At 63.4% G+C, this 13,268-nt stretch carries 11 protein-coding genes and 1 pseudogene; 4 read left to right on the top strand and 8 right to left on the bottom strand.

The annotated features are described in order from the left end of the window. Positions 1 to 186: 186 nt before the first annotated feature. Positions 187 to 2,127, bottom strand: a complete 1,941-nt coding sequence (dnaG, locus tag NKJ76_RS02360) for a DNA primase (RefSeq protein ID WP_352536690.1) — start codon at positions 2,125 to 2,127, stop codon at positions 187 to 189. A gap of 171 nt (positions 2,128 to 2,298) precedes the next feature. Beyond that, on the bottom strand, positions 2,299 to 2,667 hold the full coding sequence (locus NKJ76_RS02355; RefSeq protein ID WP_023754527.1) for an RcnB family protein: 369 nt from the start codon (positions 2,665 to 2,667) through the stop codon (positions 2,299 to 2,301). A gap of 388 nt (positions 2,668 to 3,055) precedes the next feature. On the opposite strand from NKJ76_RS02355, the gene NKJ76_RS02350 reads away from it, so the two are divergent. Together NKJ76_RS02350 and NKJ76_RS02345 are read left to right on the top strand one after the other, a co-directional pair. Continuing rightward, entirely contained in the window at positions 3,056 to 4,720 is a 1,665-nt protein-coding gene (locus NKJ76_RS02350; RefSeq protein ID WP_352536689.1) for a Na/Pi cotransporter family protein, read from the top strand. 95 nt (positions 4,721 to 4,815) lie between these two features. Further along, a complete protein-coding gene (locus tag NKJ76_RS02345) occupies positions 4,816 to 5,997 on the top strand; it encodes an MFS transporter (RefSeq protein ID WP_352536688.1) in 1,182 nt (393 codons plus the stop codon). Positions 5,998 to 6,004: 7 nt separating this feature from the next. Here NKJ76_RS02345 and NKJ76_RS02340 read toward each other — a convergent pair. Then, positions 6,005 to 6,561, bottom strand: a pseudogene (locus tag NKJ76_RS02340) (GNAT family N-acetyltransferase). Positions 6,562 to 6,677: 116 nt separating this feature from the next. Then, positions 6,678 to 7,127, bottom strand: coding sequence for a GatB/YqeY domain-containing protein (locus tag NKJ76_RS02335; RefSeq protein ID WP_031253245.1), 450 nt, complete (start codon positions 7,125 to 7,127; stop codon positions 6,678 to 6,680). Positions 7,128 to 7,385: 258 nt separating this feature from the next. On the opposite strand from NKJ76_RS02335, the gene carA reads away from it, so the two are divergent. Continuing rightward, on the top strand, positions 7,386 to 8,603 hold the full coding sequence (gene carA / locus NKJ76_RS02330; protein ID WP_352536687.1) for a glutamine-hydrolyzing carbamoyl-phosphate synthase small subunit: 1,218 nt from the start codon (positions 7,386 to 7,388) through the stop codon (positions 8,601 to 8,603). A gap of 325 nt (positions 8,604 to 8,928) precedes the next feature. Continuing rightward, a complete protein-coding gene (locus NKJ76_RS02325) occupies positions 8,929 to 9,312 on the top strand; it encodes a helix-turn-helix domain-containing protein (RefSeq protein ID WP_352536686.1) in 384 nt (127 codons plus the stop codon). A 10-nt stretch (positions 9,313 to 9,322) separates the two neighbouring features. Here NKJ76_RS02325 and NKJ76_RS02320 read toward each other — a convergent pair whose 3' ends face one another. The 4 genes from NKJ76_RS02320 to NKJ76_RS02305 form a co-directional block, all read right to left on the bottom strand. Further along, positions 9,323 to 10,243, bottom strand: a complete 921-nt coding sequence (locus NKJ76_RS02320) for an aldo/keto reductase (RefSeq protein ID WP_023711202.1) — start codon at positions 10,241 to 10,243, stop codon at positions 9,323 to 9,325. Continuing rightward, positions 10,240 to 11,505: a TCR/Tet family MFS transporter gene (locus NKJ76_RS02315; protein WP_352536685.1), complete on the bottom strand. Its 1,266-nt coding sequence runs from the start codon at positions 11,503 to 11,505 to the stop codon at positions 10,240 to 10,242. Before NKJ76_RS02315 ends, NKJ76_RS02320 begins: the two co-directional genes overlap by 4 nt. Positions 11,506 to 11,678: 173 nt before the next feature. Continuing rightward, positions 11,679 to 12,611 (bottom strand): KPN_02809 family neutral zinc metallopeptidase, encoded by a 933-nt coding sequence (ypfJ, locus tag NKJ76_RS02310; protein WP_352536684.1) that lies wholly within the window; start codon positions 12,609 to 12,611, stop codon positions 11,679 to 11,681. A gap of 140 nt (positions 12,612 to 12,751) precedes the next feature. Next, positions 12,752 to 13,198 (bottom strand): GNAT family N-acetyltransferase, encoded by a 447-nt coding sequence (locus tag NKJ76_RS02305; protein WP_352536683.1) that lies wholly within the window; start codon positions 13,196 to 13,198, stop codon positions 12,752 to 12,754. Between the last annotated feature and the right edge of the window lie 70 nt (positions 13,199 to 13,268).

The following is a 13,268-nucleotide window of genomic DNA, read 5'->3' as shown; positions in this document are numbered from 1 at the left end:
ATCAGCACCTCGCGTCAGTGCATTTCCATCGACGCCGGCGCGGGTTAAGGTTTCGAATCGTCCTGATTCCGTCATTCTGCCAGAAGGTCAAGCGCCTCTCGCATGATTCGCATCAAAAAAGCGAATCAATTACCCGACTTAGAGGCGTCGATTCGACGCGCAGCACGTACAACATTCATTTCGAAACTAGACGCGCCCACCCCTGCCCGAGGACACACCGAACCCTTCGATCAGCGCTTCCGTTGCTTGTACATCACGGAATTGCGCCTGGATCTCGATGAGGTGCCGGTAGTTTTCGTCAGTGGGATCGCTGGCGAGCGCTGCTTCCGCCTGTTTCAGCTCCTTATGTAAGGTGCGCGCGCTGCGCTGCAAGTGCAGCGCCTGGTTGAAGGCGCCGCGGGCATCGTCAAGCGCTGTGGTTTCCAACGCGGGCCATTGCCTGGTCCGTTGGATCAGCGCCACGGCGCGCGCCCAGATATCGCTGCAGCCGGCACGTTCGATGGTGGCGATCACTGCGCTACGGTCATTGGCCATGTCATGCGCCATCGCATCGAGGATGGCGGCGTGCAGCCGCTGCAGATCGGTGTTGGCGAGATCGAGGAACTCGACATGGGCGAAGTTCTCGTCGATCAGCGCCGGATGGTTGACGAGAGCTACGATGATCGTCGCCTCGCGCACCGACATCATCTCGCCACCGCGCTTGACCATGGCGGAGCGGCCGAGGCTTTCAGTGATCGCGGCGCGCGCGCCTGCCCCGCTGCCTTTGGCGAACTGTCCGCCGGGTGCGGGCGTTTTGCCCTGCCCCGGTTTCCAGTCCTGGCGACCTTGCCGCACTTCGCGCTGGGCGCTGAAGAAGGTCAGCTCCCGCTCGCGCATCCACTGCTGGTAGTGGTAGCGCTGGCTCTCATCGCGGATGCGGCTGGTCAGTTCGCGCAGCGTCTTTGTCAGCCCCGCCCGCCGCTCCGGCGTGTCGAAGACGCCACCGGATGTCTCACGCATCCACAACAAATCAGCGAGAGGCCGCGCTTCCGCCAGCACGGCACGAAACGCGTCCGGCCCTTCTGCCTTGACCAGATCGTCGGGATCCTTGCCCTCCGGCAACAGCGCAAAGCGCACCGACCGCCCGGCCTGCACCGACGGCAGCGCGAGATCCGCGGCGCGCCACGCCGCCTTCAGCCCGGCCTGGTCGCCGTCGAAGCACAGCATCGGCTCAGGCGCCATGCGCCACAGAAGTTCGAGTTGGTTTTCGGTGAGCGCGGTGCCGAGCGGCGCCACGGCATTCTCGAAGCCGGCCTGCGCCAGCGCAATCACGTCCATATAGCCTTCGACGGCAATCACCGTGCCGCCTTTCGCCAGCGCTTTGCGGGCGCGGGCGAAATTGTAGAGCACGTTGCCCTTGTGGAAGAGCTCCGTATCGGGCGAATTCATGTATTTGGCCAGCGCATCGGGCGCCAGTGCGCGGCCGCCAAAGGCGATGATCTTGCCGCGCGAATCCGGGATCGGGAACATGATGCGATCGCGGAACCAGTCATAGGAGACCGGGATGTCGTCGCCATGACGCACCAGCCCGCAGGCCTCGATGTCGGCCTTGGGCACACCCTTGGCGGCAAGATGTTCCTTCAGCGCATTGCGGCTGTCGGGCGCAAAGCCCAGCCGGAACGATTGCTGCGTCGCCGGCGTTAGCCCGCGATCCCTGAGATAGGCGCGGGCTTTTGCACCCTCCGGTCCTTGCAGCCGCTCCTGGAAGAAGGCAGTCGCCATTTCCATGACATCGGTCAGGCTGGCGCGTTCCTTCTCACGCTGTTCTTCCCGCTCGTCGCGCACCGGCATCGGCACGCCGGCCATGTCGGCGATCTTCTCGACCGCTTCGGGAAAGCTTAATCCGTCGAGCTCGGTCAGGAACTTGAAATGATCGCCCGACACCGAACAGCCGAAACAGTGATAGCGGCCCTTCTTGTCCTCGCAGTGGAAGGAGGGGCTCTTTTCGCCATGGAACGGACAACAGGCCCAATAGTCGCCGCGCGAGGCGTTGGTCTTCTTCCTGTCCCATGCGACGCGCTGGCCGATGACCGATGAAATCGGCACACGGTCGCGTATCTCATCGACAAAGGCGGGCGGAAAGCGCATTGGGGAACTCGTTTGTCCCTCATATAATCATGCGCGCGGAATCCGACGACCCTTATTGCGGACCATACCCGGTTTCCACAGCCAAAAAGCCCGGTTTCTACAGCCAAAAGAAAGGCGGCCGTTTCGGGCCGCCTCCTTTCAAGTCTCGGCATTGCGCCGGCGAGGCCGGGCTTAATGCGCGGCAATGGCGCCGAAGATGATGCCGGACAGGACGCTGACCAGCACATAGTCGTTGCCGACGCGGATCCATTCCTGGCCGCGGCCGGGGCGATGCAGGCCATAGCGGCCATAATCGCGGATCGGCTGGTGCCGCTTCCAGCTGGAATATTTCTGGCCATTGCGCCAATGGCTGCGCTTGACGACTACCGTCTTCTTCACGACGCGCTTCCTGATATCGACATGCTTGCCGGGCCTCTGCCAGTCGACCTGCGTGTAATTCGACTGCGGTGCGACCGGTGCGTTCACCGGTGCGGCCTGGCCGGTAAGCGAAGTGGCGGCCAGCATCGAGAAAGCGAGGGCGGAAAGAACAATACGTTTCATAGCGGGGCTCCTTGGTTGTCGATGCCTAGGGAATAGCGCCCGAAGGATGAACCGAAACTGAACACTAGCATTACATTTACGTAATGAAATCCGGTGCTTATCCTGGATATTTGAACATCATCGCAAAGGCGATTGCCGGGAGTCCGGCAAACCGGGACGATCCGCTGCCATCACCAGGGATCCGCCATGCAACCATTTGCGCATCCGTCCATTTTCCGACACGCCCTGTCGCGCCGCGACGGCTCTTGAAATCGACAAGATTTTATTACCCGGCTAAAATATTCCGGATATTGTTCAAGACTGTCATGACCATGATTCGCAGCCCCGTTTTCCTCCCTGCACTGCGCGCCCTCCGCGTCGCGGTAGCTGTCTGCGTGCGGGTTTCGAAGTGAGCGGCTCCGTCGTCCTGCTGCATCTGGCGGGCTCGGTGGCGCTGATGCTGTTTGCCACCCGCATGGTCAAGACAGGCGTCGAGCGCGCCTATGGCGACGTGCTGCGTCACCGGCTGCGCTCCACCATGCGCAATCCGATCATGGCGGTGCTGGCTGGCTGCGGCCTGTCGATCGCACTGCAGAGCTCGACCGCCGTCACGCTTCTCGTCGGCTCCTTCGCCGGCGCCGGCATCGTCTCGGGCATGTCGGGCCAATTGGCGGTGCGCGGCGCCGAGATCGGCTCGGCGCTGGTGGTCAAGCTCCTGACCTTCGATCTGACGCTGCTGGTGCCGATCTGCCTCGTCGCCGGCACGGTCATGTTCATGGCCACCGAGCGGCGCGACTGGCGCCAGTTCGGCCGCATCCTGGTCGGCATCGGCCTTCTGGTACTGTCGCTGGAGATGATCGGCCAAGCCTCGGAGCCGCTGCGCCAGAGCACGCTGATGCCGCTCATCATCGAATATTTCTCCAGCGACTACGTCACCGCCTATCTGCTCGCCGCGCTCGTCACCTGGCTGTTCCACTCCTCGATCGCCGCCGTGCTTTTGATGGTCACGCTGGCCGGCCGCGGCTTCATCCCGCCCGAACTCGGCATCGTGCTGGTGCTCGGCGTCAATCTCGGCTCGTCGATCATCGCGCCGCTGCTCACCCGAAGTGCCGAACCTGGCGTGCGCGTCGTGCCGATCGGCAATCTGTTGATGCGCGGCATGGGCTCGCTGGTGATGCTGATCCTGTTCATGACGCTGAAGCCACCGGTCGCCTTCCTCGGCGCCACCGTGCCCGACCAGATCGTCAATGCCCACATACTGTTCAATGTGCTGATCCTGCTCGCCGGCCTGCCGCTTGCCAGCCTGATCTATCGGGCTTCTGAGAAGATCGTCGCAATGGGCACCAAGCCGGCGCCGGCTACAGAGCTCGATGTGGTCGAACTCTCCGCCCTCAACGACGGCGCGCTCGACGTTCCGAGCCAGGCGCTGGCCAACGCCACCCGCGAGGTGGTGCGCGTCTGCGAGACGGTCGAGATCATGCTCAAGCGTATCATCGAGCTGTATGAAAGCGCCGACAGCGACAAGATCCAGGCGCTGGCCGCCCTTGACGACCGCGTCGACAGGAAGCACGCGGCGATCAAGCTCTATCTGGCCAAATTGACCAGGAACTCGCTCACAGAGGGCGAGGCGCTGCGCTGCCAGGAGCTGATAGGCGCCTGCGTCAAACTTGAGCAGGTCGGCGACATCATCGTGCGCAACATGCTGGTGCATGTGAAGAAGAAGTTCGAGCGCGGGCTGGAGTTCACGCCCGAGGGCTGGAGCGAGCTGCTCGCCTTTCACAGCTCGGTGCTGGCCAATGCCAGGCTTGCCTTCAACGTGCTGGTGTCGCGCGATCCTGAGACCGCCCGCCAGCTGGTGCTGGAAAAGGACCGGCTGCGCGACCGCGAAAAGGAAACCAGCGCCAGCCATTTCGTGCGGCTGCGCGACGGCACCGCCAAGAGCGTCGAGACAAGTTCCATCCACCTCGACACCATCCGCGACCTGAAGCAGATCAACTCGCTGCTGGCGTCGATGGCCTACCCGGTGCTGGAAGAGCGCGGCCTGCTCGGCGGCTCCAGGTTGAAGGCGAGCTGATCAAGAAAACCTAAACCGGCCGCAAAAATTTCTGCATTGCCGGCAAGCGCCATCCATGATTTGAGGCCAACTCGTTCAAGGATCGCTTCCGCGCCATGCTTCCGCTCATTGCCCTGTTCATCGCCGCCTTCGCTTTCGGCACCACCGAATTCGTCATTGCCGGCGTGCTGCCGCAAGTGGCCGACGGCCTTGGCGTTTCGATCCCGACCTCCGGCTATCTCGTCTCAGGCTATGCCGGCGGCATCGCGGTTGGCGGGCCATTGCTGGCGCTCGCCACCAAGGGCATTTCCCGCAAGACGCTGCTGCTTTGCCTGACCGTCGCCTTCACCATCGGCCAGGCCGCTTGCGCGCTGGCGCCCGATTTTACCTCGATGCTGCTCTTGCGCATTGCGGTCGCCGTCGCACACGGCGCCTATTTCGGCGTCGCCATGGTGGTGGCTGTCGGCCTCGTGCCCGAGGACAAGCGCGGCATGGCCGTGGCTGTGATCCTCTCCGGCCTCACCGTATCCAATGTCCTCGGCGTGCCGGCCGGCACCGCAATCGGCAATCTCTGGGGCTGGCGCGCCACCTTCTGGGTGATGTGCGCGCTGGGCGTGGTGGCGTTTGCCGCCATGGCCGCTCTGTTGCCGCGCAAAACGGGTGCATCGAGCCCATCCACCAGCCTTGGCAGCGAGGTTCGCGTGCTGGCGCGCCAGCAAGTCTGGACCTCGCTGATCCTGATGCTGATGTTGATGATCGGCCAGTTCGGCCTGTTCACTTACATCACCCCGACACTGCTTGAGGTGACCCATCTCGACGAGAGCCTGATCCCCTGGGTGCTGCTGCTCAACGGTGTCGGCGCCACCGTCGGCGTCTTTCTCGGCGGCAAGCTTTCAGACTGGAAGCTGATGCCGTCGTTGATCACCATGCTTGCGCTGCAGGCGGTGATGTTGGGCGTGATCTATGCCGTCAGCCCCTACCCCGTGCCGATGGTCATCGCCATCGTCGTCTGGGGCGGCCTCAACTTCGCCATCGGCACGCCGATCCAGACCCGCATCCTGGCCTGGACGGCGGACGCCTCCAACCTCGCCTCCTCGCTCATCCCCTCCGGCTTCAATGTCGGCATCGCGCTCGCCGCGTCGCTGGGCGCTGCCATGCTCAATGCCGGCTACGGCTATCGCAGCCTGCCGGTTGTGGGCGCTGCCGCCATGCTGGTGGCGGTGGTGGTGGCACTTGCCTCCTACATGTGGGAGGGGCGCAGCCGGGCAGCGCCGCCGCTGCAAGCAGCGGCCGAATAGCGTCGGACTACAAATCGATCCGGAACAACAAACTCTCGGCGCCGCCATACGCGGCGTCCTTGATGAACGGACGACCACACGGCCGCCATTGGCCAGCACCACCTTCTGCGAGGCCGGATTGTCGAGGTCGGTGGTGATCTCGACATATGGCAAACCAACAGCCCTCGCCTCGTCCAGCATCAGCCGCAGCGCCTCGGTCGCATAGCCTCGTCCGCGCTTCCACGGCACCACGGCATAGCCGATATGGCCGAGCACATGCGACGGCAGCGCGGCCGTACCCGGCTGCCAGCGAAAGCCGATCGAGCCGGCGGCCTCGCCGTCCCAGATCCAGCGCCGGAAGCCCGGCAGCCGCGGCACGGTCGTGCCGTCCGGCAAGGTAATCGGGCCTCCTTTGGCCTCGGGATCGTCGAGGCTGGCAAGGAACGCCGCGGGATCCTCGTCGATCGCCGCAAGTTGCTCGCGCGTCGCTTCCATCAGCCGGACATTGTCCGGCGACCAGCCACGCTCGAGCGCCGCCTTGTAGGAGGGCAGATGTTCGAGCGTGGGTTTGACGATTTCGATTATGGTGGGGCTCTCCGGCAGGTCAAGGCTTGGCTCGCTTAAGCCGGTGCGGACCGTTTCTTGCCCAGAGGTGATGTCCCGCCCCCTGCTCTCCTTCGCCACTGAAGCGGTGTCGGCTCTTACTGCAGCAGGCCTTTGACGATGCCGCTGGCCTTGCCGAAATCCATCTGGCCGGCATATTTCTGCTTCAGCGCGGCGATCACCTTGCCCATGTCCTTTTGGCTGGCGGCACCGGTCGCAGCGATCGCCTCGCGCGCCACAGCTGTTACGGCGGCGTCATCCAGCTGCGTCGGCAGGAAGCCGCGGATGATCTCCATCTCGCCACGCTCCTGCGCGGCCAGATCCGGGCGCTTGCCGTCCTCGAACGCCTTGGCCGATTCCTCGCGCTGCTTCACCATCTTGGCCAGGATCTGCAGGATCTCCTCGTCGCTGGCGGGGTCCTTGGTCGAGCCGCGATTGGCGATGTCGCGGTCGTGGATGGCGGCCTGGATCAGCCTGAGCGTCGGCAGCCGGTGCTTGTCCTGCGCCTTCATCGCGCTTTTCAGGGATTCGGCGATTTTTGCGCGCATGATGCTTTCTCCTTCGAACGGCGCGGACAATAACCGCGGCCCATCCGCAAAGCAAACGCGCCAAAGCCCTGATATCGTTTGACGAAACAAATGCTCGCCGTTTTGGCACGGCATCATTGACCGCTCTGGCGCCTTCCCCTATGTACTCGGCCTTGCATAAGACAAAGAATTGATGCGCGCAGGCTCGAGAGATCGGCCGCGCCGTTTGCTGCGCAGATGGCCCGCCATCGAAGCGCGCAGCGTGACAGGAGCGTCGCCATGGCCGAGATGACCCCCGAACTGACCCCGCCTTGGGCAACCGAAAAGCCGACCGCCGTCCTGGTGCTGGCCGACGGCACCGTCATCGAGGGTCGCGGCCTCGGCGCCACCGGTTCCGCCGTTGCCGAAGTCTGCTTCAACACCGCGCTCACCGGCTACCAGGAAATCCTCACCGACCCGTCCTATGCCGGCCAGATCGTCACCTTCACCTTCCCGCATATCGGCAATATCGGCACCAATGACGAGGACATCGAGGACTTGAACCCGGTCGCCCGTGCCGGCGCCGTCGGTGCGGTGTTCAAGGCCGATGTCACCAACCCGTCCAACTACCGCGCCGGAACCGGCCTCGACCAGTGGCTGAAGAAGCGCGGCATCGTCGCGCTGTCGGGCATCGACACAAGGGCGCTGACCGCGCTGATCCGCGAAAAGGGCATGCCCAATGCCGTCATTGCGCACGCGCCCGACAGCATCTTCGACATCGACGATTTGAAGCGGCGCGCCGCCGCCTGGTCGGGCCTGATCGGGCTTGACCTCGCCAAGGAAGTCACCTCGGGCCAGTCCTCGGTCTGGCGTGAAACGCCCTGGGTGTGGAACGAAGGCTTTGGCGACCAGGCCGAGCCGTCGATGCACGTCGTCGCCATCGACTACGGCGTCAAGCGTAACATCCTTCGCCTGCTTTCCGGCCTCGGCGCCAAGGTCACCGTGGTTCCGGCCGGCACCGGCTCGGAAGAGATCCTGGCCATGCAGCCCGACGGCATCTTCCTCTCCAACGGCCCCGGCGACCCGGAAGCCACCGGCGACTACGCCGTGCCGGTCATCCAGGACCTGCTCAAGACCGACATCCCGGTATTCGGCATCTGCCTCGGCCACCAGATGCTGGCCCTGGCGCTCGGCGGCAAGACCGCCAAGATGCATCAGGGTCATCACGGCGCCAACCACCCGGTCAAGGACCATACCACCGGCAAGGTCGAGATCGTCTCGATGAACCACGGCTTTGCCGTCGATGCCGACTCCTTGCCCGAGGGCGTCGAGGAAACCCATGTCTCGCTGTTCGACGGCTCGAACTGCGGCATCGCGCTGACCGGACGTCCGGTGTTCTCGGTCCAGCACCACCCCGAGGCCTCGCCCGGCCCGCAGGACTCGCACTATCTGTTCCGCCGCTTCGTCAACCTGATCCGCGAAAAGCGCGGCGAGGAACTGCTGGCCGAACGGGCCTGAGCCCTCTATGTAGCAGCGATAATATCGCTTAGCCTCGAGCGATAAATCTGCGATATTGCGCGAGTGAAGACGATCATCCTCTCGGTGTCGGCAGCTCGCGATCTCGACAACCTGCCGGCCGATGTCCGCGAGCAGGTCTCTGAGGGTTTGAACACTTATGCCATCAGCGGGCGCGGGGAGGTAAAACGTCTTGCCGACCGAGACGGTTACAGACTTCGGATCGGTCGCTACCGCGTTATATTGATGAAGATCGCACGACAATCCTCGCGATCTACATCGGCAAGCGCCAAACGACGACCTACAGCCGGCCATAGGACAGCACATCATGAACGCTCCGCAAATCATAAGGACTTCAACCGGGGAAGAACTGGTCGTCATCCCGAAGGCTGACTACGAGGCATTGCTGCATGCCGCCGAAGAAGCCAGAGAAGACGCTGCGGATGTGGCGATCTACGATGAGCGGAAGGCCGAGCTCAAAACGGAAAAGCTCCTGCCCGCCGAGGTGACCATGGATATTTTGCGAGGTTCCAGCCGGCTCAAGGCGCTGCGCAACTGGCGCAAGCTGACGCAAGCCGAATTGGCTGATGCCATCGGTGTCAGCCAGGGCTTCCTGTCGGACCTTGAATCTAATCGCCGCAAACCATCGGCGCAGACCAGCGCCATGCTGGCGAAGGCATTGGATGTGCCTGGCGAATGGATTGAATCCTAGTCCCTGAACCTTACGGCACCGGCCGGCCTTCGCTGGCTTCCAAAATGGCGAACCATTGCTGGCGGTCGAGCGCGATATCGAGTGCCTTGACCATGGCGGCCAGCCGCTCGGGCTTCATCGTGCCCAGCACCGGCACCAGCCGGGCCGGATGGCGCAGCAACCAGGCGATGGCGACAGCGGCGAGATCGCCGGCGCCGATCTCGGCAGCCACCGCCGCGATTGCCGCCCTGACCCGCGCCTCACGCCCTTCCTTGCCGGTGAACAGCAAGCCGCCGCCAAGCGGCGACCAGATCATCGGCGCATAGCCGAGGCGCTGCGCATGATCGAGGCTGCCATCGGTCAGCGCATTGGTTTTCAGCACCGACATCTCGATCTGATTGGTGGCCAAGGCAAATGGCAGCCGCGAAGCCAGAAGGTCGAACTGCGAGGGCGTGAAATTCGAAACGCCGACTGCCCGCACCTTTCCTGATTTGACCAGGCCGGCAAGGGCGGCCGCCGTCTCGTCGGCATCCATCAGCGGATCCGGCCGGTGCAGCAACAACAGGTCGAGATAGTCGGTGCCGAGATTGGCGAGCGAACGGTCGACCGAGGCGACGATATGGGCGGCACTGGTGTCGTAGTGCTTCAGCCGGTTCAGCGGCCGGGTTGCCGATGCCAGCATGATGTCGCATTTCGAGATCAATTCGATGCTCTCGCGCTTGCCCTTCCAGCGCGACAAGCCAGCGCCGAACGCCGCTTCGACCTCGTAATTGCCATAGATATCGGCATGGTCGAAACTGGTCAGGCCAAGGTCGACCGCGCTGCCGATCAACCGCGCGACCTGATCGGCATCCGGGCGCGCGGCGCTGTCGAGCAGGCGCCAGGCGCCGAACACCAGCCGCGAAAGCGACAAGCCGTCCTTGGTCAGCTTTATGCGGCTGTCATGGCTCATAGCTGTGCTCCATCTTCAGCGACGCCGGTGGCGGCGCTTCTCACCGCCGCCGGCCGCGCCACTTTCGTCACGAAGACGATGACTGCAAGTGTCAGGAAGCATGCCCCAACCAGATAGGGCGCGCCGCCGAATGTCACGGGCGCGTTCGGCCCGGTGAACCAGGAAAAGATCGCGGTGTAGAGCAGCGGCGAGATGATCGATGTGATCGAGAAGATCGACGTCATCGCGCCCTGCAATTCGCCTTGCGCCGATGGCGGCACCTTGGCGGCGGCGAGGCTCCTCAGCGGCGGATCGGCCAATGCTTCGAGGCAGCCGACGACGATCACCGCATAGATCATCCAGCCTTGCGAGGCGAAGGCATAGCCGAAGGCGCTGGCCGCGGTAAATGTCAGGCCGATCACCGCCGTCCGCCATTCGCCAAGTTTGGGGATCACGCGCGGCAGCACCGTCGCCATGACGATCGCCCCGCACAGACCGAAGGCACCGAGCGAGAAGCCGATCTGCTGCTCGCTCCAGCCATAGCGATAGTTGGAAACGAACGACCACACCGCCGGGTACATCATGTGGCCGAGCGTCATCAGGAAGAAGGCGAGCCCGATCCAGCCGATGCCCTGGTATTGGCGCATCTGCAGCAGCGTGCCGACCGGATTGGCGCGTTTCCACTCGAAGCGGCGGCGGTGCTTGTCATCGAGCGTTTCAGGCAGGAAGAACATCGCGATGAGGAAGTTCACGAAGGCAAGTCCGGCGGCGAAATAGAACGGCACCCGCGGCCCGAACGTGCCGAGCAGCCCGCCCAGCACCGGCCCGATGACGAAGCCGACGCCAAAGGCGGTGCCGAGCAGACCGAAATTCTTCGCCCGGTTCTCGTCGTTCGAAATGTCGGCGATGAAGGCCGACGTCGTCGAATAGCTGGCGCCCGAAATGCCGGCAAGCACACGGCCGATGAACAGCATCGGGTATGACCAGGCGATGGCGCAGATCAGATTGTCGATCGAGAAGGTGAGCACGGAGGCAAGCAGGATCGGCCGCCGTCCGAAGCGGTCGCTCAACCCGCCCATAATTGGCGCGAAGAAGAACTGCATCGCCGCATAGACGAAGAACAGCCAACCGCCTTCGATCGCCGCTTCGCTGATGCCAACGCCGCTCAACTCCCTGAGGAAGGCGGGCAGCACCGGCATGATCATGCCGAAGCCGATAATGTCGAGCAGCAGCGTGGTGAAGACGAGCGCAAGGCCCCGCCTAGCGGTTTTGGGGTCGATCATGATGGCCTCTGCTCCCTGGACCGCCCTTGGGCGGGCGCTCGTTATAAGCGAGGCATCATTCTGGAACAATAGGAGAACGCCTCAGGCGTTCTCCTCCTGACATCTGTTGCCGGTGATGAATCGGTCCGTCGACGGATGCGCTTTCAACCGCTGTCGGCTGAAACTTGAGCGCCTCAGATCGGACCGGTCAGCGTATTGCAATCCGACAGCTTGCCGCTCTTGTAGCCGCGCGCCAGCCAGGTCTGCCGCTGCTGCGACGTCCCGTGGTTAAAGCTTTCCGGCACGACATAGCCCTGCATCTTCTTCTGCAGCGTGTCGTCGCCGATCTGCTTGGCGGCGTTCAGCGCCTCTTCGATGTCGCCCTGTTCGAGAATGCCCTTCTGCGCGGTGAAGTGCGCCCACACGCCGGCGAAGCAGTCGGCCTGCAGCTCGATGCGCACCGACATCTGGTTGGCTTCCGCCTCACCCATGGACTGCCGCATCTGGTTGAACTTGGGCAGGATGCCGGTGAGGTTCTGCACATGGTGACCGACCTCATGCGCGATCACATAGGCCTGGGCGAAATCGCCCGAGGCGCCGAACTGCTGGTCGAGCTGCTGGAAGAAGGTGGTGTCGAGATAGACCTTGTGGTCGCCGGGACAATAGAACGGTCCGGCTGCCGTCGAGGCGGAGCCGCAGGCCGAGCGGATCTGCCCGCTGAACAGCACCAGCTTCGGGTCCTCATATTTCAGGCCCTGTGACTGGAAGATGCCGGTCCAGGTCTCTTCGGTCTCGGCCAGCACCGTCGACACGAATTGCTTCATCTCGTCGGAAGCAGGCGTGCCCGCGCCCTCGTCCTGGCCGCCACTGTTGTCGGTGATCTGGCCGCCACCACCCGGCAACACGCCGCCGCTGTCGCCGCTGCCCAGGATCTGCGACGGATCGAAGCCGAAATACCATCCGGCCAGCACCACGAGGATGACGAGCAGGATGCTGCCGCCGCCACCGGTGCGGCCGCCGATCGGGACGCGGAACTGGCCAGGGCTGCCGCCACCGAAACCACCACCGCCGCTGTCGCTGCGCTCGTCCTCGACATTGTCACTCTGACGGCGGCCCTTCCAGAGCATGGCAACTCCCCGTATGCAAATTTTCGGCTGGCCTGGCCGATTGTCGTGGCCCAGTCCGACCCAACAGACAATTATCGCAATGGTTGCGCCAAGTCACAGTATTTTTCGACGGCCTCAGGGTGATGCAAACCGGCGAGCGGCTACAACGCCAGATCCATGAGCCGCTCGCCGTTGGGACGGCTTTCGCCCGTGTCCCTGAAGCCGAGCTTGACATAGAACTTGTGAGGCCCGGCGTCGCCAACCACATAGCTCGTCAGCATCCGTTTGAAGCCATCGCTGCGGGCGCTGGCAAACAGCAGCGTCAACGCCGCCCGCCCATAGCCCCGGCCCTGATGATGCCTGTCGATCATAAACCTCCAGAGATAACAGACGCTGCCGTCGTCCTGCGGCCGCCACATAAGGAAGCCGACAGGCGTTTCGCCGGAAAAGACCGCCTGAAATCGCGCTATCGGCGAAAAATGCGCCTGCGCGATCGAGAACGCATTGGGAGCGACGAAGTGCTTCTGGTCTTCGTTTGTCTCTAGGTCGCAGACGGCAACGACCGTGTCCGCCGTGACGTCGCGAAGGGTGACGATGGTTTCGTTCATGGCTGCGATTGAAGCACACAGATCTTGAGCGGCCAAGTTCGGCGGGCATTGCAATCGACCCCATGGCCGA

Source organism: Mesorhizobium sp. M0029, assembly GCF_040323735.1.
Lineage (GTDB): Bacteria > Pseudomonadota > Alphaproteobacteria > Rhizobiales > Rhizobiaceae > Mesorhizobium.
This window is presented reverse-complemented; position numbering and strand designations above follow the sequence as displayed.

Coding starts and splice junctions, on each gene's coding strand:
- NKJ76_RS02345 (WP_352536688.1), top strand. CDS start 4,816: ATGCTTCCGCTCATTGCCCTGTTCATCGCCGCCTTCGCTTTCGGCACC.
- NKJ76_RS02320 (WP_023711202.1), bottom strand. CDS start 10,243: ATGAGCCATGACAGCCGCATAAAGCTGACCAAGGACGGCTTGTCGCTT.
- carA (WP_352536687.1), top strand. CDS start 7,386: ATGGCCGAGATGACCCCCGAACTGACCCCGCCTTGGGCAACCGAAAAG.
- ypfJ (WP_352536684.1), bottom strand. CDS start 12,611: ATGCTCTGGAAGGGCCGCCGTCAGAGTGACAATGTCGAGGACGAGCGC.
- dnaG (WP_352536690.1), bottom strand. CDS start 2,127: ATGCGCTTTCCGCCCGCCTTTGTCGATGAGATACGCGACCGTGTGCCG.
- NKJ76_RS02325 (WP_352536686.1), top strand. CDS start 8,929: ATGAACGCTCCGCAAATCATAAGGACTTCAACCGGGGAAGAACTGGTC.
- NKJ76_RS02335 (WP_031253245.1), bottom strand. CDS start 7,127: ATGCGCGCAAAAATCGCCGAATCCCTGAAAAGCGCGATGAAGGCGCAG.
- NKJ76_RS02315 (WP_352536685.1), bottom strand. CDS start 11,505: ATGATCGACCCCAAAACCGCTAGGCGGGGCCTTGCGCTCGTCTTCACC.
- NKJ76_RS02305 (WP_352536683.1), bottom strand. CDS start 13,198: ATGAACGAAACCATCGTCACCCTTCGCGACGTCACGGCGGACACGGTC.
- NKJ76_RS02355 (WP_023754527.1), bottom strand. CDS start 2,667: ATGAAACGTATTGTTCTTTCCGCCCTCGCTTTCTCGATGCTGGCCGCC.